This window comes from Streptomyces prasinopilosus (assembly GCF_001419695.1).
Lineage (GTDB): Bacteria > Actinomycetota > Actinomycetes > Streptomycetales > Streptomycetaceae > Streptomyces > Streptomyces prasinopilosus.
In genome coordinates, this window is the sequence record NZ_LIRG01000007.1 from 24,095 (window position 1) to 45,895 (window position 21,801).

General features: G+C 70.4%; 12 protein-coding genes and 6 pseudogenes. 15 read left to right on the plus strand and 3 right to left on the minus strand.

Annotated features, from left to right (window positions below; translation table 11 throughout):
- Positions 1-18: 18 nt before the first annotated feature.
- A pseudogene (locus AOK18_RS31635) lies at positions 19-147 on the plus strand (transposase); the annotation flags it as partial.
- A gap of 165 nt (positions 148-312) precedes the next feature.
- On the opposite strand, the pseudogene AOK18_RS30145 reads toward AOK18_RS31635, so the two are convergent.
- Both AOK18_RS30145 and AOK18_RS00465 read right to left on the minus strand, forming a co-directional pair.
- Positions 313-927, minus strand: a pseudogene (locus AOK18_RS30145) (IS6 family transposase); the annotation flags it as partial.
- A 430-nt stretch (positions 928-1,357) separates the two neighbouring features.
- The gene (locus AOK18_RS00465) at positions 1,358-2,509 is read right to left on the minus strand and encodes an ROK family transcriptional regulator (RefSeq protein WP_240502997.1); all 1,152 of its coding nucleotides are present in this window, start codon (positions 2,507-2,509) and stop codon (positions 1,358-1,360) included.
- 221 nt (positions 2,510-2,730) lie between these two features.
- Between AOK18_RS00465 and AOK18_RS00470 the strand changes: the two genes are divergently transcribed.
- The 9 genes and pseudogenes from AOK18_RS00470 to AOK18_RS00510 all read left to right on the plus strand — a co-directional run bounded on the left by AOK18_RS00470 (position 2,731) and on the right by AOK18_RS00510 (position 15,075).
- Positions 2,731-4,215: a sugar ABC transporter ATP-binding protein gene (locus AOK18_RS00470; protein ID WP_055692930.1), complete on the plus strand. Its 1,485-nt coding sequence runs from the start codon at positions 2,731-2,733 to the stop codon at positions 4,213-4,215.
- A complete protein-coding gene (locus tag AOK18_RS00475; RefSeq protein WP_079039972.1) occupies positions 4,212-5,300 on the plus strand; it encodes an ABC transporter permease in 1,089 nt (362 codons plus the stop codon). Before AOK18_RS00470 ends, AOK18_RS00475 begins: the two co-directional genes overlap by 4 nt.
- Positions 5,297-6,331, plus strand: coding sequence for an ABC transporter permease (locus AOK18_RS00480; RefSeq protein ID WP_055692931.1), 1,035 nt, complete (start codon positions 5,297-5,299; stop codon positions 6,329-6,331). The genes AOK18_RS00475 and AOK18_RS00480 overlap by 4 nt, the downstream gene beginning before the upstream one ends.
- Positions 6,328-7,563, plus strand: coding sequence for a substrate-binding domain-containing protein (locus tag AOK18_RS00485; protein WP_055692932.1), 1,236 nt, complete (start codon positions 6,328-6,330; stop codon positions 7,561-7,563). Before AOK18_RS00480 ends, AOK18_RS00485 begins: the two co-directional genes overlap by 4 nt.
- Positions 7,560-8,468 (plus strand): sugar phosphate isomerase/epimerase family protein, encoded by a 909-nt coding sequence (locus AOK18_RS00490; RefSeq protein ID WP_055692933.1) that lies wholly within the window; start codon positions 7,560-7,562, stop codon positions 8,466-8,468. The genes AOK18_RS00485 and AOK18_RS00490 overlap by 4 nt, the downstream gene beginning before the upstream one ends.
- 83 nt (positions 8,469-8,551) lie before the next feature.
- Positions 8,552-12,025, plus strand: coding sequence for a ThuA domain-containing protein (locus AOK18_RS00495; protein WP_055692934.1), 3,474 nt, complete (start codon positions 8,552-8,554; stop codon positions 12,023-12,025).
- Positions 12,026-12,202: 177 nt separating this feature from the next.
- Positions 12,203-12,808, plus strand: a complete 606-nt coding sequence (locus tag AOK18_RS00500) for a transposase family protein (RefSeq protein ID WP_055692935.1) — start codon at positions 12,203-12,205, stop codon at positions 12,806-12,808.
- Positions 12,809-13,199: 391 nt separating this feature from the next.
- A pseudogene (locus tag AOK18_RS30150) lies at positions 13,200-14,077 on the plus strand (IS5 family transposase).
- Between the two features lie 188 nt (positions 14,078-14,265).
- Positions 14,266-15,075 carry an SDR family oxidoreductase gene (locus AOK18_RS00510; protein ID WP_055692936.1) on the plus strand — a complete coding sequence of 270 codons (810 nt, stop codon included), beginning with the start codon at positions 14,266-14,268 and terminating at the stop codon, positions 15,073-15,075.
- Positions 15,076-15,143: 68 nt separating this feature from the next.
- On the opposite strand, the pseudogene AOK18_RS30155 reads toward AOK18_RS00510, so the two are convergent.
- Positions 15,144-15,299 (minus strand): annotated as a pseudogene (locus AOK18_RS30155) (IS5/IS1182 family transposase); the annotation flags it as partial.
- A 334-nt stretch (positions 15,300-15,633) separates the two neighbouring features.
- Between AOK18_RS30155 and AOK18_RS30160 the strand changes: the two are divergent.
- From AOK18_RS30160 to AOK18_RS00540, 5 genes and pseudogenes are all read left to right on the plus strand, one after another.
- A pseudogene (locus tag AOK18_RS30160) lies at positions 15,634-16,712 on the plus strand (integrase core domain-containing protein).
- Between the two features lie 187 nt (positions 16,713-16,899).
- Positions 16,900-18,264 (plus strand): FAD-dependent oxidoreductase, encoded by a 1,365-nt coding sequence (locus AOK18_RS00525; protein WP_055692939.1) that lies wholly within the window; start codon positions 16,900-16,902, stop codon positions 18,262-18,264.
- 211 nt (positions 18,265-18,475) lie between these two features.
- A pseudogene (locus AOK18_RS00530) lies at positions 18,476-19,233 on the plus strand (IS6 family transposase).
- 680 nt (positions 19,234-19,913) lie between these two features.
- Positions 19,914-20,606: a response regulator transcription factor gene (locus AOK18_RS00535; RefSeq protein ID WP_055692940.1), complete on the plus strand. Its 693-nt coding sequence runs from the start codon at positions 19,914-19,916 to the stop codon at positions 20,604-20,606.
- On the plus strand, positions 20,603-21,801 hold a 1,199-nt coding region (locus AOK18_RS00540), incomplete at its 3' end, for a sensor histidine kinase (RefSeq protein ID WP_055692941.1). The genes AOK18_RS00535 and AOK18_RS00540, both read left to right, overlap by 4 nt.

A 21,801-nucleotide genomic window follows, 5' to 3' on the forward strand; every position in this document is an offset into this window, starting at 1 on the left:
CCAGGGAGGGATGTCCAGGTGGGACGCAAGTCTCCGTATCCGGAGGAGTTCAGGAAGGACGCCGTCGCGCTCTACCGCGCCGCGGCCGGGAAGCGGACGTACTCGGCGGTGGCCGCGGATCTCGGGATCACCGCGGAGTCTCTGCGGAGGCGTTGTCACGTTGACGAGGATGTGATCACTTGACGCCATGTCAGGTGTTGTGGGGATCCGGGGGTCTGGGCTCAGGCCCCCACGGGCGGGCCGACGCTGCCGGTGATCTGAGCCCAGATCACGAAGCGGATAGTCGTCTCGGCGTGGTATGTGGTGGCGGTGGGGCCGGAAGTGCGGTGAGATGTCGCTGAACGCGGCCAGGAACCGCTGGGCTCCGCCGGTGCTGCGGAAGCCCTTCATGGCGCGTTCGCGCTGCCGTGTGGGCTGGTGGCTGTTCTCTGCCCGGTTGTTGAGGCCCTTGTGCGAGCGGTGTTCCACGCAGGGCATGACCTCGCGGTGGGCCGCGCCGTAGGAGCGGAGCCTGTCGGTGACGATCACCCTCGGCACCGTGCGGGTCTTCTTCAGCAGCCTGCGGAAGAAGCGCCGGGCCGCGGCCGTGTCCCGGCGGGACTGGACCAGGATGCCGGGCACGGTGCCGTCGGCGTCGACGGCCCGCCACAGGTACTTCCGTTCCTCGTTGATTTTGATGAAGACCTCGCCCAGGTGCCATTTATCCCCGGGCCGGGGCCGTCTCCGGCGCAGGCCGTCGGAGTATGCCTGCCCGAACTTCGCGCACCAGCGCCGGACCGTCTCGTGGGGGACGAGCACGCCGCGCTCGAGCATCAGCTCCTCGACCTCGCGGAAGCCGAGCGGGAAGCGGAAGTACCGCCACACCCAGTGTGCGATGACCTCGACCGGGTACCGGTGCCCCTTGTAAGACGGCGGCGTACTGCCCACGGATAACCCCCTCCGCGCGACGACACCCGGGCGGTCGAGGCCATCGGTGCGGTGATCATGCAAGCGGTCACTCCGGCGAGCCGGCCGTAGCGACGAGCTTGTGACGGGGACCCGCTGGGTGCGACGAGCCGGGTATGGCTTCGGCATCCGGCGGGTTCACCCCTTGCCTGCGCGACGCACACGAATATCTGGTGCACCGCCGAGTTCGCGAGGGAGCGGCAGCGCTGCTGTCGGCACGACCGGGAGCCCGGCCGCTCCGAATGCCACGACGACGGACCGGTCCCGCCGCGGACCGGCGGGGCGACGCGCTGGTCACGCCGGGGTTGCCTCCGGGGGCGGACGTGTGAGGGATGCTGCCAGGTCGGCGGTCGGGGAGCTTGGAACACGGCTGGTCGTCGGGTTCGCGCCCCCCGCTGAGCGTCCGTCGCGCTCACACCGCCGTCGCGTCCGTCGCGAGGGCGCGGTCGACCTGGGCGGGGGACAGCGCGTGCTCGATCGCCAGGATGCCGGCGCCGATCGCGCCCGCGTTCTCGCCGATCCGGCTCGGCTCGATCCGCAGGACGTTGGTCGCCAGTGGGTTGGAGCGGCCGTAGACCGCCTCGCGGACGCCGGCGAGCAGTTGGTCGTGTACGGCGGAGAGGGCGCCGCCGACGACGACCGTCTCCGGGTTGAAGAAGTTCACCAGTCCGGACAGCACCTCGCCGATCGCGCGACCGGCCTCGCGGACTGTGCGGACGGCTTCGCGGTTTCCTTCCCTGACCAGTCGGACGACGTCGAGGCTCCCGATGGCCTCCAGCCCCACATCCCGCAGCCGGGCCGCCATTGCGGCACCTGCTGCGACGGCCTCCAGACAGCCGGAGTTGCCGCAGTGGCAGGGCTCGTCGCGCTCGCCGACACGGATGTGCCCGATGTCCCCGGCCGAACCCTGGGCGCCTCGGTGGATGTGGCCGTCGGCGACGATGCCGCAACCGATGCCCGTGCCGACTTTCAGGTACAGCAGGTGCAGCGCGTCGGAGAATGCCCGGCGCTGCTCGGCCAGTGCCATGACGTTCACGTCGTTGTCCACCAGTGCCCTGACGCCGAAGCGCTCGCCGAAGAACTCGGGAACGGGGTAGTGGTGCCAGCCCGGCATGATCGGCGGATCCACCGGGCGTCCGGTGGAGAACTCCACCGGGCCGGGCACACCGACGCCGATGGCCCGCAGCGTCCGCGGGGCCGTCCCGTCGGCTACTTTGAGCAGCCTGGGCAGGGTCCGCTCGACGTGTCCGAGGACGGCCTCGGGCCCGTCCGCGATGGTCAGCGGGTCCTCGCGGACCGCGAGCAGGGTGCCCTTGACGTCCAGCAAGCCGACCCGGCAGTGCGAAGCCCCGATGTCGACACCGGCGATGGCATGTCCGTGGGTCCGCAGGGAGAGCCGGCGCGGCGGACGGCCGCCGGTCGAGGGCGCCTCGGTGTCCTCGTCGACGAAACCATGGGCGATCAGGGCGTCGACGCGGTGGGAGACGGTGGAACGGGCGAGCCCGGTGTGCCGGGCGATCTCGGCGCGCGTGACGGCGACGCCCGAACTGATCAGTGCCAGCACCTCGCCGGGGGTCTGGCCCGGGGGCGAACTCGGTCCTGGGCTGGGGTCCGATGTCAGGGACGGCGAGGAGAAATGGGAGCTCACAGAAGCAACGATAAAGATCACCTTGCCTATGGGCCATACTTTGTTCGGTGAACGATCAAAATGCGGGGACTATTGCTTCTCAGTGATCCGTGCTTTATGTATTGACAGGGGAAAGTCAGGTCGCAATTCTGCCGGGCATGCTGACGATGAGCAGTGTCTCGAAGAGCTTTCTCGGGGCGCGTGTGTTACACGGGGTGTCGCTCGACCTGGAACCGGGCGAGGTCCACGCCCTGGTCGGGGAGAACGGCGCGGGCAAGTCCACGCTGATGAAGGTCCTTGCCGGGGAGTACACCCCGGACGAGGGCACCATCACCCTCGACGGCACCCCCCGCGCCTTCTCCCACCCCGTACAGGCACAGGCCGCCGGAATCGCCCTCATCCACCAGGAGTTCGCCCTCCTCCCGCACCGCACCGTCGCGGAGAACGTCTTCCTCGGCCGCGAGCCGGTGCGCCGGGGACTGGTCGACCGGCGGGCGATGGAGCGGCGTACCGCCGAGCTGCTCGCCGAGCTGGACGAGACCGGGATCGACCCTCGCATGCAGGTCAGGGAGCTGTCGGTAGCCCGGCAGCAGACCGTGGAGATCGTCAAGGCGCTGGCGGCCTCCGACGTCCGAGTTCTTGTCATGGACGAGCCGACCGCACCCCTCGCCGACCACGAGGTGGAGCTGCTCTATGCGCTGGTCCGGCGGCTCGCCGCCCGCGGCATCGGGATCCTCTACATCAGCCACCGCCTGCGTGAGGTCTTCGACCTCTCCCGGCGCATCACCGTGCTGAAGGACGGGCGCAAGGTCGCCGCCCTCACCACCGCCGAGACCACCCCCGACGAGGTGGTGCGGGCCATGGTCGGCCGTGAACTGCGCTCCTACTACCCACCCCGCGCCGAGCCCGGGGAGATCGGCGAGCCGCTCCTGACCGTCACCGACGCCGGCAACGAGCGCCTCACCGGCATCGGGCTGACCCTGCGTGCCGGCGAAATCACCGGGGTCGCCGGCCTTCAGGGCTCGGGCCGCACCTCGCTCGTGCGGGCCCTGTTCGGCGCCGCGCCCTTCACCCACGGCCGGATGACCGTCACCGGCCGGACCCTGCTGCCCGGCAGCCCGCGGCAGGCGATCCGCGGCGGCATCGCGCTGGTCACCGAGGACCGCAAGGCCGAGGGCTTGGCGCTGCGTCAGTCCGTGCGGGACAACGCCCTGCTCGTCACCCGGGCCGTGTCCGGGGTCGGAACACGGGAGGTCGGCGGACTGCTGGAGCGGGTCGCGCTGCGCTCCCGCGGCCAGGGCCAGGAGGTGCGCTACCTCTCCGGGGGCAACCAGCAGAAGGTGGTCATCGCCAAGTGGCTCGCCGCCCGCCCCCGGGTGCTGCTGTTCGACGAACCGACCCGTGGTGTGGACGTCGGCGCGAAGTCCGCGATCCACACGCTCGTGCGCGAACTCGCCCGGGAGGGCCTCGCGGTGCTCATCGTCTCCTCCGAACTGCCCGAGCTGATCGGGATGAGCGACCGGATCCTGGTGATGGCCGACGGAGCGTTGGTGGGCGAACTGCCCGCGGGCGCGGCCGAGGAGGACGTCATGCGGCTGGCGACCGGCGACACCGCCGGCCCCTACGAGGGGAGCGCCGCATGACGGCCGTCCCCAGCGGATCCGCGGCACCGGTCGCGACCCACAGACCGCACGCCCTGGGCCGCGTCCGCCTCGGCGACCCGGTGGTCGCCGTGTGGCTGGCCGCCCTCGCGGTCACCCTCGTCGGCTGGATCGTCGTGGTCATGGACGGCGGCGAGTTCATGACGCGGTCCACCGTCACGGGCATCCTCCAGAACTCGGTCGCCCTGGGCCTGGTCGCGGTCGGCCAGTCGGTGGTGATCCTCACCGGGTCCCTCGATCTCTCCGTCGCGTATCTCGTCAGCCTCGGCACCCTGGTCGCAGCGGAGATGATGGAGAGCGGCAGCGTCCTCACCGCGGTCCTGGCGGTCCTCGCGCTGTCCGCCGCCGTCGGCCTCGCGAACGGGCTGATCGTCACCGGACTGAAGGTCAACGCGTTCATCGCGACGCTCGGCATGGCGTTCATCCTGCGCGGCTACATCGAGGACACCTACACCGGCCCCGCCGGCCACGTGCCCGCTTCCTTCCGGCGTCTGGGCTACGACCGCATCGGCTTCGTGCCGGTCTCCGTGCTTCTGCTGCTCGCGGTCGCCGTCGTCGCCTGGCTGATCACCCGGCGCACCCGCGTCGGCCACCACATGTACGCCACCGGCGGCGACGAGCACGCCGCCCGGCTGTCCGGCGTGCGCACCGGACGCACTGTCGTCCTCGCGCACGTGCTGTGTTCGCTGTGCGTCGGCGCCGCCGCCCTGTTCCTCGCCGCCCGGCTCGGCGCGGGCGCCCCCTGGGCGGGCACGGACGCCCGCTACGACCTGGAGTCCATCGCCGCCGTCGTGCTCGGCGGTACGGCCCTCGCCGGCGGACGCGGGGGAGTGACGGGCACCCTCGGGGGCGTCCTGGTCCTCTCCGTGCTGGACAGCATCTTCAACCAGCTCTCCGTCGACCCGTTCTTCAAGAACGTCGTCCGCGGCGTCGTCATCATCGCCGCCGTCGCCCTCTACGCCCGGCCCCGCTCGGACCGGGCCGCCGGACGGCCGCGACGCGCCGGCCGGGGACGGGTGAAACCGGGCGGGGCGCCGGGCCTCCCGGGGCAGGAGCAGTCCGCATGACCACCACCACGACCACCACCGAGTCCCCCATCCCGAACACCGCAGTCCGGGCGGTCCGGCGCCTGGGCACCGGCGCCCCCGTCTACGCGCTCCTCGTCGTCCTGCTCGCCGCCCTGGCGATCACCGACCCCGGCTTCTACGAGCCCGACAGCTTCCTCGCCTTCGTCAAACGCGCCGCCCCGCTGGTGATCCTCGCCGCAGGCCAGTACCTCGTCATCGTCTCCGGCGGCTTCGACCTCTCCGTCGGCGCCGTGGTGACCGCCGGAGTGGTGGCCGGGGCCGAGTTCTACGGCTCCTACCCGGACGCCCACTGGCTGCTCGTCACCGCCGGACTGCTGGTCGCCGGGGCGGTGGTGGGACTGGCCAACGGGCTCATCACCACCAGGCTGCGGGTGCCGTCGTTCATCACCACCCTCGGCATGATGCTGATCCTCGAGGGCGCCGTCTTCTACTGGACCGGCGGCTCCCCACAGGGCGTACTGCCCCAGAGCTTCCGGGAGTTCGGCCGCGGCACCGCGGGCGGCTGGCTGCCCTGGGCCGTGCCCGCCTGCGTCGTGGTCGGCGCGGCCGCGGTATGGCTGATGCGCTCCGACTTCGGCCGCACGCTCCTCGCCACCGGGGACAGTGAACGCGCAGCGAACCTCGCGGGCGTACGCGTCCCCCGCGTCCGCACCCTCGCCTTCGTGCTCTCGGGTGCGGCCGCCGCGCTGGCGGCGGTACTCGTCGCGGGCTTCTCCGGCGTCTCCGCCCAGGCCGGCCGCGGCCTGGAGTTCGAGGCCATCACCGCCGTCGTGCTCGGCGGGGTCCTCCTCGGCGGCGGGCGCGGGTCCGTCGTGGCCGCCATGGTCGGGGCCTTCTCCCTCCAGGCGCTGTTCACACTGCTCAACCTCCAGGGCATCTCCGGCGCGCTGGAATCCACCGTCCAGGGCGTCATCGTCATCGCGGCCGTCGGGCTCGGAGCCACCGGGCGTCCGGGACTGAACCGCCCGCGCCGTCACCGTTCACAACCCTCCGGAGGCACCTCCTCATGAGCCGCGCACTTCGTACCGGACGCCCCGGCGGCCACGCCCGCCTGGCCGCCCCCCTCGCCGCGCTGTTGGCCGCGGCACTGCTGTCCTCCTGCTCCTCCGACCTGCCCGAGGACGAACCGGCGGGCGGCGCCACCACCTCAAAGCAGTCCCAGAACAGCGGCGAGGAGTCGAAGTTCTTCGACCCGGCCGCATACGAGCGCCAGCTCGCGCTCGCCGGGACGACACCTCAAGGCCCCGCGGACAAGCCGTGGGAGCAGATGCTGAACCCGGAGATGACCGACACGTCGAAGTACGCCAAGAAGGGCGGCGCCAAGGACGTCCACCTCTGCTTCTCCAACGCGGGCGTCTTCAACCCCTGGCGGCAGGTGGGGCTGAAGAGCATGAAGGCGGAGGTGGAACTGCACGACGAGATCACCGACTTCACCGTCCTGGACGCGCAGGGCAAGGACGACAAGCAGATCTCCGACATCCAGGAGCTGTCAGGCCAGGACTGCGACGCGCTGATCGTCTCGCCCAACACCACCGCCACCCTCACCCCCGCGGTGCAGGAGGCGTGCGGCAAGCTCCCGGTGATCGTCTTCGACCGGGGCGTGCAGACCGACTGCGGGGTCACCTTCATCAGCCCCATCGGCGGCTACGCCTACGGCGCCGCGGCGGCCGACTTCCTCGTCGACGAGGTGGCCAAGGGCGGCAAGATCGTCGCACTGCGCATCTCGCCCGGTGTGGACGTCCTGGAGACCCGCTGGGCCGCCGCGAAGAAGGCGTTCGACAAGGCCGGACTCGAAGTGGCCGAGGTGAAGTTCACTGACGGCGACCCCTCGAAGACCAAGTCGATCCTCTCCGACGCCATCGCCCGGCACGGCACGATCGACGGGGTGTGGATGGACTCCGGTGCCACCGCCGTCGCCGCCCTCGAGGCATTCGAGGACGCCGGCAAGGACGTCCCCCCGATCACCGGCGAGGACCAGCAGGACTTCCTCCAAGCATGGAAGGACAAGGACCTGACCGCCGTCGCACCGACGTACCCCACCTTCCAGTGGCGTACACCCGTGATCGCCGCGCTGCGCATCCTGGACGGTCAGGAGGTCCCGAAGCAGTGGACCCTGCCGCAGCCGGTCGTGACCAAGGAGAACTTCGACTCCTACTACAAGGACGGCATGCCACCCCTGCACTACGGCGCCTGCGGCTGCGAGAAACTGCCCGGCTACCCCGACGACTGGGGCGGCAAGTGAAACCCGTCGTACGGCGCCCGATCGGCGCCAACCCCTGGATCTGGCACTCACCGATCACCGAGAAGGTGCTGGCCGAGGTGCTGCCGCGGCTGGCCGGGTGGGGCTTCGACTGCGCCGAACTCCCGTTGGAGCAGCCCGGCGACTGGCAACCCGCCACCGCCGCCAAGATCCTGGACGACCAGGGCCTCCCACCCGCCGCGGTGATGGCGGTGATGCCGCCCGGACGCGACCTCGTACACGCCGAGCCCGCCACGGTCCGCCGCACCCAGGACTACCTGCGGCACTGCGTCGATGCGGCCGCGCTGATCGGCGCCCCCGTCGTGGCCGGACCCGTCTACGCCGCGGTCGGCCGCACCTGGCGGATGGACGAGGTGGAGCGGACGGCGGCGTACGAGCAGTGGCGGGAGAACATCGCACCGGTCGTCGCACACGCCGCCGAGGCGGGCGTCCGGATCGCCGTCGAGCCGCTCAACCGGTACGAGACGAGCCTGTTCAACACCGTCGCCCAGACGGTGACGGCGATGGAGGAGCTGCCCGCCCGCACCATCGGCGTCGCCCTCGACACGTACCACCAGAACATCGAGGAGCGCTCACTGCCCGACGCCGTACGCCGGGCCACGGGCCGCCTCTTCCACGTCCAGGTGTGCGCCAACGACCGGGGCGCCCCGGGCGACGACCACCTGGACTGGCCGGGCTTCCTCGACGCCCTGGACGACGAGGGCCACCAAGGGCCGCTGTGCATCGAGTCGTTCACCGCCCACAACGCGACCATCGCGGTCGCCGCCTCCATCTGGCGGCCGCTCGCCCCGAGCCAGGACGCCCTCGCCACCCGGGGCCTCGCCTTCCTCCGCGAGGCCGAACACCGCCCAGCCCGCCCCACCTTCCCCAGCCCGCCGCCGGCCTGACACGCCGGTCCGGCGCTCGTGTTCCACGCACCGCGAAGTCCGCAGGGTCCCCGTATCCGATCCCACGACCGCAGGAGCCGCACATGAGATCAAGAACGGCGAGATGGGTGCTGAGCTTAGTCAGCTCGGCCCTCCTCGTGGCAGGCCTGGCCGCGCCGGCCACCGCCCATCCGGAGGGCTTCCACGTCCTGTTGTTCACCAAGACCGCGCCAGGCGCCTACCGGCACGACTCCATCCCGGCCGCCATCACGATGTTCGACCAGGTCGCCGCCGAGCGCGGATGGGAGCTGACCAAGAGCGAGAACGCGGCGGTCTTCAACGACGCCGACCTCGCCGAGTACGACGTGGTCGCCATGGTCCAGACCTCCGGCATGGTCTGGCAGACCGACGCCCAGCGCCAGGCCGTGCAGAAGTACGTGCGCAACGGCGGCGGCATCGCGGCCGTCCACAACACGCTCGACATGGGCATCGAGAACGACTTCCCCTGGTGGGACCAACTGGTCAACGGCGGCGCCCACATGCCCGCCCACTCACCCGGCAGCCTCAAGGGCACCGCCAAGGTCGCCGACCGGGTCCACCCCTCCACCGCGCACCTTCCCGACCGCTGGGAACGCACGGAGGAGTGGTACAACTTCGACCCGAACCCGCGCGGTGACGTGCACGTACTGGTCACCGCCGACGAGACCACGTACAACCCGGGCAGCGAGGCCATGGGCCCCGACCACCCGATCTCCTGGTGCCGCGACGCCGAGGGCGGCAGCGTGTGGGCCACCGCCATGGGCCACGACGCGGCCAGCTACTCGGACCCGAACTTCCGCAACCACGTCGTGGGCGGCGTCGAGGCCGCGGGCGGCAAGGTCAAGGCGGACTGCGGCCCGACGACCTGGGCCGCCTACGAGAAGGTCCCGCTGGACGAGAACACCGTGGGCCCGGCGGCCCTGGACATCGCCGACGACGGCCGGGTGTTCTACGCCGAGTACGGCGGCAGGGTGAAGGTCCACAAGCCCGGCACCGGCGATGTGCTCACCGCCGCCACTCTCGACGTCTACACCGGCGGCGAGGACGGACTGACCGGCCTCGCACTGGACCCGGACTTCGCCACCAACCACTGGATCTACCTGATGTACTCGCCGGCCGGCGGCAACGAGGACATCGCACGCGTGTCGCGGTTCACCGTCAACGGCGACACCCTCGACAAGGCCAGCGAGAAAGTCGTCATGAAGGTCCCCTCCTCACGCCAGTCCCCGGAACCCGGGCACACCGGCGGCTACATCACCTTCGGGCCGAACGGCAACCTCTACATAGGCACCGGCGACGACACCGAACCGTTCCGCTCCGACGGATACGCCCCGATCGACGAGCGCACGGGACACGCCGACAACGACGTCCAGCGCACCTCGGCCAACACCAACGACCTGCGCGGCAAGATCCTGCGCATCCACCCGGAGGACAACGGCACCTACACCGTCCCGTCCGGCAACATGTTCGCGCCGGGCACGGCGAAGACCAAGCCCGAGATCTACGCCATGGGCTTCCGCAACCCCTTCCGGTTCTCCGTCGACCCGGCCGACGGCACCCTGTACGCCGCCGACTACGGGCCGGACGCCGGCTCCGACAACACCGCCCGGGGCCCGGCGGCGATCGTCGAGTGGAACATCATCGAGCAGCCCGGCTTCTACGGCTGGCCGTACTGCGTCGGCGACAACATCCCCTACCGGGACTACGACTACGCCACCGGCCGGTCCGGCCCCGACTTCAACTGTGAGGCCCCGGTCAACAACTCGCCCAACAACACCGGCCTCACCGACCTCCCGGCGGCCAAGAAGGCGGACGTCTGGTACGGCAACGGCGCCAACGGCGGGAAGTTCCCGGAGATGGGCACCGGCGGTGAGGCGCCCGCCGCCTTCCCCGTCTACCACTACGACCCCGACAACCCGTCGGAGACGAAGTTCCCGGCCTACTTCGACAAGACGCCGTTCTTCGGCGAGTGGTCCCGCAACAACCTGCACGAATTCCGGCTGGACGACGACGGGAAGCTACTCAAGATCAACGACTTCCTGCCGAACCTGAGCTTCAAGTCCCCGATGGACATGAAGTTCGGCCCCGACGGAGCGATGTACCTGCTGGAATGGGGAAGCGGCTTCGGCCGGGACAACCCGGACTCCGGCCTCTACCGCATCGACTACAGCTCGGGTGACCGACGTCCCCTCGCCAAGGCCACCGCGACCCCGACGTCCGGACCCTCGCCGCTGACCGTGAAGTTCTCCAGCGAGGGCTCACGCGACCCGGAGGGCGGCACGATCTCCCACCACTGGGACTTCGGCGACGGCGCGACCTCCGACCAGGCGTCCCCCACGCACACCTACACGGCGAAGGGACAGTTCACCGCCCAGCTCACCGTCACCGACACCGGCGGCCGCACCGGCACCGCCAACCTCACCGTGACCTCCGGCAACACGGCGCCGACCGTCAAGCTCTCCCTGCCGAACGGCGGCATGTACGACTGGGGCGACCGCCTCCCGTACACGGTGGACGTCACCGACCCGGAGGACGGCACGATCGACTGCACCAAGGTCAGAACCGTCCCCTCACTCGGACACGACGAGCACGCGCACGACACCGACGCGATCACCGGGTGCTCGGGCACCATCGTCCCGGAGACCGACACCGGCCACGCCGACCTGAACGTGTCCTACGTCGCCTCCTCCAGCTACACGGACAAGGGGGCCTCCGGAGCGCCCGTCCTGACCGGCAGCGCCAAGGCGGTGCTCCAGCCCAAGCACAAGCAGGCCGAGTTCTACACCCGGCAGTCCGGGATCCGGGTCGTCTCCCAGGGCGGCGCCGAGTCCGGTGGCCGGCTCGGTGACGTCAGCAACAACGACTGGGTCTCCTACTCCCCGGTCAACTTCACCGGCATCGACAAGGTCTCGCTGCGGCTCTCCTCACCCTCGGGCGGCGGAACGGTCGAACTGCGCGACGACTCGCCGACCGGCGCGCTGATCGCCTCGGTACCGGTCCCGAGCACCGGCGGCTGGGATACCTACCAGAGCACACCGGCGGTCGACGTCACCAAGCCCGACGGAACGACCGAGCTGTACCTGGTCTTCAAGACGACCTCGGACAACTCGTACGACATCGACTCGATGACCTTCGTCGGGAACGGCGTCGGCCAGGGCGGCCCCTCCGCCCCGAAGCAGATCGCCGGCATCGGCGGCAAGTGCGTCGACGTGGACGGCTGGGGCGCGACGAACGGGGCCAAGGTGCAGCTGTGGGGCTGCAACAGCGGTGACAACCAGAGGTGGCAGACCACGGGCGCCACCCTGCGTTCGATGGGCAAGTGCCTCGACGTGGACGCCTGGGGAACGGCCAACGGGACCAAGGTCCAACTGTGGGACTGCCACGGCGGCACCAACCAGGACTGGTCCGTGCGGTCGGACGGCACCATCCGCAACCGCGGCACCTGCCTGGACACGGCCGGCGGCAGCGCGGCGGACGGAACCCAGCTGATCATCTCCCAGTGCAACGGCCGCGCGTCCCAGAAATGGACGGTGACCTGACCGAACCGGGCTGATCGACCGGCGCGGAGCGGGGACCGACCCCCGCTCCGCGCCTCCCGTGTCCGCTCTCACCGGCGGTCATCGAATCCCTTCCGCACCGGACTGAGGTTCCCCCGCTGTGCGGGAGTTGCTGACTAACGAGCTCGTGCACGGTAGGCGGTGAGACGTCGAGCCTGAATGGTTGATCATGGTCAGGTGGTGGGGAACTCGACGCGTGCGGTGATCATCGGTAATCGGAGGATCACGGGCCTGTCGGCCGGCGTGACTGCTGAGCTTGGTCCGTTGTGGCAGGAGCGTCACCAGGCCAGGCTTGCGTCCCGGCCGCGGAAGCGGGCCGTGGGCGCGGGTGCGAAGGTCGTCACAGACGGGGACGGCCGCGTGCTGTGGTGCAGCCCAGCTCGTCCCGCAAGCTGCGCGGACATCACCCACGCTCGCCAGTCAGGGCTGGTCAAGCTCCTGGCCGACGGACCCGCGGTGGAGATCCTCGCCGACGCCGGCTACCAGGGCCTGGGCGCCCAGACCGGCGGACGGGTGATCACACCACCACACCGCAAGTTCAAAAAGAACGCCCCGGACTGGTACGAGGAGATTCACGAACGACAGCGCAAAGCCCACTCCTCACGCCGCATCCGGGTCGAACACGGCACCGCCCACCTGAAGAACTGGCGGGTCCTGGCCCGCCACCTCGGCCGCCGCGAGCACATGAACGACACCGTCCAGGCCGTCGCCGGACTGCTGTCTCACCAGCAGACCGCGGACCTGACATCGGCACGGCAGATGTGAACATCAAGCCCCGCCGACATCCTCGACACCTTCCTGCCTACCGTGCACGAGCTCGTTAGGCCGTGTTTTGGAAGTGGTGCAGGATGGGGTCAACCGCGTGCCGATGGGAAGAAGCTCTCGTGGTTGACCCCGTGCTCAAGGTCGCCCTGCGTCACCTCCGTGCTGTGAAGTCGGAGCGGCCGACTGGCGCAGAGCCCGTCGAGTTTGCTGAATGGCGGGAGAGGATCGCTGCATCCCTGGACGCTTTGGCTCGCGTGCTCCGCTTCGAGGAGGACCGGGTCAGGGCCAGGGCGGAGGCAGCCGCGGCACGGGTTCAGGCGGACGAAATCCGGAGTCGTGGTGAGACCGTGCTCTGAACCGAAAGTGGATCAAGGCCGTGTCATGATCATCTATTGTGGCTCGGGGAGATCTGTCGGACGTTCAGCGGAAGGTGCTGGAACCGTTGCTGCCGGTAGGCGTCAAGCCTGGTCGGCCGCCGGTTCACGGCAAGCGGCAGCTGATCGGCGGGATACGGTTCCGCACGCGGACGGGCATACCGTGGCGCGACCTGCCCCAGCGATATGGGCCGTGGGAGACGGTGTACAGGCTCTTTCGCCGCTGGCAGCGCGATGGCACGTGGCACCGAATCTCCGAGCAGTTGCAGGCCGGGGCGGACGCGAAGGGCCTGATCACCTGGGACATCCCGGTGGACTCCACGATCGCCCGCGCACACCAGCACGCGACCGGCGCCCGCAAAAGGGGGATCTGCAGGTCGAGCCGCCCGGCGGAGCGTTCACCGAGTCCGCGGACCACGGTCTCGGACGCTCCCGGGCGGGCTGAGCACGAATATCCACCTGTCGGTCGAGCAGGGCCAGAAGCCGATGTCGCTGGTGATCACGGCCGGGCAGCGCGGCGACTCCCCTCAGTTCCAGGTCGTCCTGGGCCGTATCCAGGTTCCCCGGATCGGGCCGGGAAGGCCGCGCACCCGTCCGGGCAAGGTCCGCGCCGACAAGGCTTACGGCTCCCGCGCGAACCGCGCCTACCTGCGTCGACGTGGTATCCGCTGCACGATCCCGGAAAAGAAGGACCGGATTGCCAACCGCAAGAAGCGCGGCTCGCGCGGAGGGCGACCGCCGAAGTTCGACAAGGACGATTACAAGGAACGCCACGCTGGTCGAGTGCGGGATCAACCGCCTCAAGCGCCACCGCGCGGTTGCCACGCGATACGACAAGCTCGCGGTCCGCTACGAAGCGACCGTGCTGGTCGCGGCCATCAACGAGTGGCTGTGACCAGAACTTTCGAAAAACTCCCTGGCAGAAAGGCGATCCGTCCAGCGCCTCGACGAGATCCACGGGCACGTCCTGGCCCCAGCGTTCTCCAGGGCGCGCACGACCGCACGACGGGTGGGTAGTTTCTCCGGCCCGCACCCGGGTACTGCGATGTCTCGTTCCGCCCCGTGACCACGAGGAGGCCTCCCATGTCCGCTCCCACTCCCGCGACCGGCAAGGTCGCCGTGATCACCGGCGCCGACTCCGGCATCGGCAGGGCCACCGCCGTACGGCTGGCCCACGCGGGCATGGACATCGGCATCACCTGGCACCGCGACCACCGGGGCGCCGAGGAAACGGCCGAGGAGGTCCGGGCGCACGGGCGGCGGGCCGAGGTGGCCCCGATGGACCTCACCCGGCTGCCCGACGCCGCGGACACCGTCGACGAGCTGTGCGACCGTCTCGGCCGCATCGACGTGCTGGTCAACAACGCCGGCACAGGCACCATGACGCCCTTCCTCGACCTGGCGCTGTCCACCGTGCGTGAGGTTCTGGACGTCGATCTGGTGGGCCCGTTCCTGTGCGGGCAGAAGGCGGCGCGGCACATGATCCGGCAGGGCGGTGGTGGCCGCATCGTCAACGTGACCTCCGTCCACGAGCACCAACCCCGCGTGGGCGCCGCCCCGTACTGCGCGGCCAAGGGCGGCCTCGGGCTGCTCACTCAGGTCATGGCACTGGAGCTCGGCGAGCACGGCATCACCGTCAACGCGGTCGCCCCCGGCGAGATCGCCACACCGATGACCGGCCAGGAGGACACCGACCCGCACGCCGAGAGCCGTCCCGGCGTCCCGCTCGGGCGGCCCGGCGACGCCCGCGAGGTCGCCGCGGTCATCGCCTTCCTCGCCGGTCCGGACGCCTCGTACGTCACCGGCGCCTCCTGGAGCGTGGACGGCGGCATGCTCCGGATGGGCCCGCAGGCCGGGTCGCATCTGACGAACGACGACTGGCGGCGCCCCTGAGCGGGCGACGGACGCGAACGCCGTGTTCACGCGGTTTGCGTTCTTCTGCGACATCCCACGGGTTCGTCCTGGCTTTCCTCCGGCAGCGACCATGGACGTCCCGGCCGCGGCACTTCGGCTCCTTTGCGGCGCAGCATCGTGATCAGCTTGCGGAAGGCGCGCGGGTTCAGCCCGGTGAACGGGGCTGTCCAAGACGGCTCCGACGCCGTGATCACTGCTGTCACAGCAAGATCGTCGCACCATCCCGGAGCCCAGGCTTGCGGAGATCAGCACCTGCCAGTATTTCGCTGGGCGGTCCCGTCGGCGGCCGGTGCCGTGCGGCGCAGAGCCAAGGGGGGGAGCTGGTGCGCCCAGTGCTGTTGGTGGATGTGGACGGACCGCTGAATCCGTATGCCGCCAAGCCACACCGGCGGCCGGAGGGCTATGAGACGCGGCGCTTGCCGATAACCTCATCTGCCCTGGTCGGAGCTGGTGTGCGGGGTGTGCGGGATGTCGAGTGCGGTCGGTCGAGTCTGTGCCGTCGCGCGTCTGTCGATCAACGCGGCATGATGACCGACCGTGCTGCTGCGACTGGCCTACTTGGGCATGGCGAACGCGTTCGCCGTGCTGCGCCTGCTACCGATGAGCGATCGGGACAAGGACATGGAGATCCTCGCCCTGCGCCACCAACTGTCGGTGCTGGAGCGCCGACTCGGTAAGGAGAAGGTGCGCTTCAGCCCGAGTGACCGGGCTTTCCTGGCGGCGCTGCTGTACCGGCTGCCGCGGGACGTGCTGCGTAGGCTGCTGATGCGGCCGGACACGGTGCTGCGTTGGCACCGTGACCTGGTCGCCCGCCGCCACACCGCCGAGTCCAAGCCGAAGCGCCCGGGCCGGCCCCGCACCGTGCGCTCCATCCGCGCCTTGGACGGGAGAATCCCGCGTGGGGCTACCGGCGCCTCCACGGCGAGCTGCTGGTGCCGGGCGTGAAGGTCGCCGCCTCCACGGTCTGGGAGATCCTGCGGGAGGCCGGGATCGACCCGGCGCCCGAGCGGACCTCCAGCACGTGGGCCGACTTCCTGCGCTCCCAGGCCGACGCGCTGCCGGCCTGCGACTTCTTCGAGACGGTCACCCTGACCGGGGCACGACTGTACGTGTTCGCCGTGATCGAGCACGCCGGCCGACGGATCCGGATCCTGGGCGCGACCGCGCACCCGACGGCCTCGTGGATGGCGCAGGCCACGAAGAATCTCGTCATGGACCTCGAGGACGCAGGCCTGCGGGTGCGGTTCCTGATCCGGGACCGGGACGGGAAGTTCCCCGCCCTGTTCGACGCGGTCCTTGCCGATGCGGGGATCGAGGTCGTGCTCAGCGGTGTCCGGACGCCGCGGATGAATGCGGTCATGGAACGCTGGGTGCAGACCTGTAGGCGCGAGCTGCTGGACCGGACCTTGATCTGGGATCAGCGGCATCTGCTCCACGCCCTGCGGGAATTCGAGCGTTTCTACAATGTGCACCGACCCCATCAGGGCATCGCGAACGCCCGCCCGTTGAACCCGTTGCCTCCGCCGATCGTCGATCCGGACCAGATCGCCTGCCTCGAGGTACGACGACGCGATCGCCTCGGCGGCCTGCTCCACGCGTACGAGCATGCCGCCTGACCTGCCAGGACGAGGATTTCGGCAAGGGCAGCCTCATGCGCACACGCAACGTAAGCGTGTGGTCACTTTCCAGGCGAGCGGGCACGTACCCCTCGGGGCGGACGGCACCCTGTCAGCGGAGCACCGGTGGTGCGATGCTGGAGACAGCAGCGATCTCCTGTCGGTCCGTGGGGTGAGGAGTTCCGCCGTGTTGCGTGTCGCCGTCGTAGGTTCCGGACCGAGCGGGTGCTACACCGCACAGAGTCTGGTCCAGCAGGATGCCCAGGTGCGCGTCGACGTCCTGGACCGACTGCCGTGCCCGTACGGGCTGGTCCGCTACGGCGTGGCACCGGACCACGAGAAGATCAAGTCGCTGCAGAACAACCTCCGCGCGGTCTTGGAGCACGAGCGGGTGCGCTTCCTCGGCGGGGTGGCGGTCGGCCCCTCAGGAGTGTCGGTCGCCCGGCTGCGGGAGTTGTACCACGCGGTGGTGTACTGCGTGGGCGCCGCCACCGACCGACGGCTGGGCATCCCCGGTGAGGACCTGCCGGGGAGCTGGTCGGCGACCGAGTTCGTGTCCTGGTACAGCGCCCACCCGGACTTCCCCGGGCAGGGAGGCACCCCCACCGACGACGGGTTCCTGCGCGGGGTCAGGTCGGCCGTGGTCATCGGCGTGGGGAACGTCGCCGTGGACGTCACACGGATGCTGGCCCGGGGGGTGCCGGAGCTGAGCCCGACCGATGTGCCGCACGCCGCCCTGACCGCGCTCGGGGTGAGCCGGGTGACGGACATCGCCATGGTGGGCCGGCGCGGTCCGTCCCAGGCCCGCTTCACCACCAAGGAACTGCGCGAGCTGGGCATCCTGCCGGACACCGGGATCGCCGTGGACCGGGCCGAGTTGGCGCAGGATCCGGCCTACGCCGATCCCTCCGGGCTGCCCGCCCCGCAGCGCCGCAACGTGGAGGTGCTGCGCGGCTGGGCCGAGACCCCCGCACCGAGTGCCCGGCGGCGGATCCAGCTGCGTTTCTTTCTCCGCCCGGTCGAACTGCTCGCCCGGGACGGCCGCGTGGGCGCGGTGCGCTTCGAGCGGACGGTGCCGGACGGGCACGGTGGCGTGACGGGCACGGGAGCGTACGAGGACATCGAGGCGCAACTGGTGCTGCGTTCGGTGGGGTACCGCGGAGTGGCGCTGGAGGGTCTGCCGTTCGACGCCTCGGGCGGCACGGTGCCACATCTGGCCGGGCGGGTGCTGCGGGAGGGTGCCGTGGCGCCGGGCGAGTACGTGGCGGGCTGGATCAAGCGGGGCCCGACGGGTGTCATCGGTACGAACCGGCCGTGCGCCAAGGAGACGGTGGCCTCCCTGCTGGCGGACACGGCCGCGCTGGTCCGCCGGGACGTGCCCGGGGATCCGCTGGTGGCGCTGCGTACCGAGGGGATCGAGCCGGTCGAGTGGGCCGGGTGGCGGGCGATCGAACGGGCCGAGGCGGAACTCGGCGCCTCGCTGGGCCGGAACGTGGTCAAGCTGCCCGACTGGGCCTCGCTGCTCGATGCGGCGCGGAGGACGCGAGCGTAGCGGCTCGGCGGGCGCCGCCACCTGGCCGACCCCCAAGGACGGCCAGGGCTCGCGGCCCCCGCGGAACATCCCGATTGTCCGGAACAGCGACAAGCCGCCGTCTCAGGTACCGCCCACACGCGCGCGTACCTCCCCGGTCAGCTCCCGCTGATAGTCGGCGTACGCGGCCCGCAGTGCGTCAGGCGTTGTCACGTTGGCTGACCGGCCTGGGATGATCTTGGAGTTGGTCGTGCCGGGGAGGGGGTCGTTCGTGTCGTCCGCGCCGCCGTCGTACAAGGGCCACCGGTACCCGGTGGAGATCATCTCCCACTGCGTGTGGCTGTACTTCCGCTTCCCGCTGTCGTTCCGTGAGGTGGAGGAGTTGATGCTCGAGCGCGGTGTGCTCGTCTCGTACGAGACGGTCCGGCGCTGGTGCGCGAAGTTCGGGCAGGCCTATGCCGACGGCCTGCGCCCGAGGCGGCCCCGGCCCGGGGATAGATGGCACCTGGACGAGGTCTTCATCAAGATCAATGGAGATCAGAAGTACCTGTGGCGGGCCGTCGACCAGGACGGCACCGTGCCCGGCATCCTGGTCCAGTCCCGCCGGGACACGGCGCGGCCCGGCGTTTCTTCCGGCGCCTGCTGAAGACGACCCGCACGGTGCCGCGGGTGATCGTCACTGACAAGCTCCGCTCCTACGGCGCCGCCCACCGCCAGGTGATGCCCTCCGTGGAGCACCGCTCCCACAAAGGCCTGAACAACCGGGCAGAGAACAGCCACCAGCCCACCCGGCAGCGCGAACGCGCGATGAAGGGCTTCCGCAGTGTCGGCGCAGCCCAGCGGTTCCTGTCCGCGTTCCGCGGCATCTCACCCCACTTCCGGCCCCGCCGCCACCTGATGACCGTCTCCGGCCACCGGGCCGAGATGGCCCTCCGCTTCGCGATCTGGGACCAGATCACCGGCGCCGCCGGCCGGCCCACCACGGCCTGAGCACAAGCCCGGGCCGCCGGCCACCACGCCCCGACGCGCCATCAGACAGTCACCCAACAACGTGACAACGCCCTGTCGAGGGTACAGCGTGACGTCAGCCGTCCAGCCCTCGTTGAACCGGCTGGTCAACGAAGTGCACCGCAAGACCCCGGCCGCCTGCCATGGCAAGGCCGGGGTCTCGTGCCACCGGACGCGGCGCCGCGAGCAGTAGCTGCTACAAACCCGGCGCCGCAACACACAGCTGTTCATCGGCCGAGCCCGGCGGCGCCTCAGCCGAATCACGTAGCAGGATAGGGCCGCGAGAAGACCCGGCGGACATAGCCCTCAGCCGACGCAGCGCTTCAGCGTGGCCACGGCGCCGTCGTCGCCGGTGAGCACAGCGGCCGTCAGCACGGTCACCAGGAGCACCGGGAGCAATGGCAGCAGCCGCAGGATGATGAGGGTTGGGCGCGGGAGCCACCTGGGGACGCCGAGCGCCCGTGACCGGCGCGGAGGATCTACTTGTCTGGTTGCCGGGTGCGATGCCGGTCATCTGGACCTGCCTTGCTCATGAGCCGACGGTAGGTTCCATTTCTCAGGTGTCCGTAAGAGCGCGGTACCCAGCGACGCTCTAATCCTGGCCTCAGGTTGATCGGGGACAATGAGCGGCAAAAACATCGACTGGAAGGGGGCGGGCCGGCGTGCGGATCATGATCGCGGATGATGAAGCGGCCATCCGTGAGTCGCTGGAGCGGGTGCTCCAGGTCGAGGGTTACGACACCAGCACCGTCGCCAACGGTTTCGCCGTGCTCGACGGGGTCGGCGGGGCCGACGGCGACACGCTGGATCTGCTGATCCTCGACGTGATGATGCCCCGCCTCGGCGGGTTGGAGACCTGCCGGCGGTTGCGGGCCGCGGGTCAGGATCTGCCGGTGCTGATGCTGACCGCCCGTGACCAGGTCTCCGACCGGGTCACGGGGCTGGACGCGGGCGCCGACGACTACCTGCCCAAGCCGTTCGCCACCGAGGAGCTGCTGGCCCGGGTGCGGGCCCTGCTGCGCCGGCGCACGCCGACCGACGGGGAGTCGCAGATCCTGTCGTTCGCCGACGTCCGGCTCGATCCCGACAGGTTCGAGGCGTGGCGGGGCGGGCGGCCGCTGCGCCTGACCCGGACCGAGTTCTCCCTCCTGCAGGTCCTCATGAGCAACGCGACCCGGGTCCTGACCCGCGACGCGCTGTTCGAGGCGATCTGGGGCTTCGACATGAGCGCCACCGCCAACAACCTCCAGGTGTATGTGAGCTACCTGCGCCGCAAGATGGAGGCCGAGGGTGAGCCGCGATTGATCTACACGCTGCGCGGCCTGGGTTACGTGCTGCGGGAGACTCCTCCGTGAGCAGGCCCGCCGGCCGGGAACCGCGCCGTCTGACCCGATGGTGGCGCCGGCGGTCCCTGCGGGCCAGGCTGACGGTGATCGCGGCGACGGCCATCGCGGTCAGCGTGTTCGTGGCCTTCCAGGTGGCCAGCGAGCTACTGGGCTGGGAGCTGCAGGACAGCGCCAAGAATCAGCTGCGCGCCGATTCCCGCGTCCTGGCGACGAACGCGCAGCGCGCCGGTCTGGCGCAGGTCCAGCTACCGCCGTATCCCGGATCCGGTCGGCTGGTGCGGGTCATCCTGCCCGACGGCTCGACCCGGACGCCGGCCGGCCAACCCGCGCTGCCCCCCGTCAGCGAGCACGCCGAGCGGGTGGCGCAGGGCGCGTCGGCCGACCTGATGGAGTCCAACGACAGCGACGAGGACGGCTACCTCATCTACACGCTGCGGGCAGGCGACGGCGCGGTCCAGGTGGCCCAGGTCACCGACGACAGCCCGATCAACCAGTTCGGGTTCGGCATGCTGCTGATCGGGCTGCTCTGCGTGGCCGGCGGCGCCCTTGTCGGGCGGACCGTGGCGCGGACCGGGCTGGCACCGATCGACCGGCTGACCGCCGCCGCGGTACGTGTCGCGCACACCCGGGATCTCGACGCCGACATCCCGGACGAGGGCGGTGGGGAGATCCGGCGGCTGATCCAGTCGATCAACGACATGCTCGCCGCGCTCCGGAACTCCCGGCGGGCCCAGCAGCTGCTCGCCGAGGACGCCGCCCACGAGCTCAAGACCCCGCTCACCAGCCTGCGCCTCAACGTCGAGCTGCTGATCCGGCTCGATCGGCGCGGCACCCTGGACAGCGCACTGCCGGCGGAGAGCCGGACCCGGCTGCTCAACGATCTCGGCGCCCAGGTGGCCGAGTTGAGCACCCTATCCGCCGAGCTGACCGACCTGGCGCGCGGTGACGTCAGCGACGAGAACACCGAGCTGCTCGACCTCGCCGACGTGGTGGCGGCCGCCGCGATCCGGGCACGTTCCCGCACGCCCGACGTCGAGGTCGCGCTCGACGTGACCTCTGTGTGGGTGAGCGGGCGTCTCGCTGCGCTCCAGCGAGCGGTGCTCAACCTCATCGACAACGCCGGCAAGTGGTCCCCCGCGGACCAGCCGGTCCAGGTCCGGCTCCGTGCCGAGGGCGCGTCGGCGGTGCTCGAGGTCGACGACGC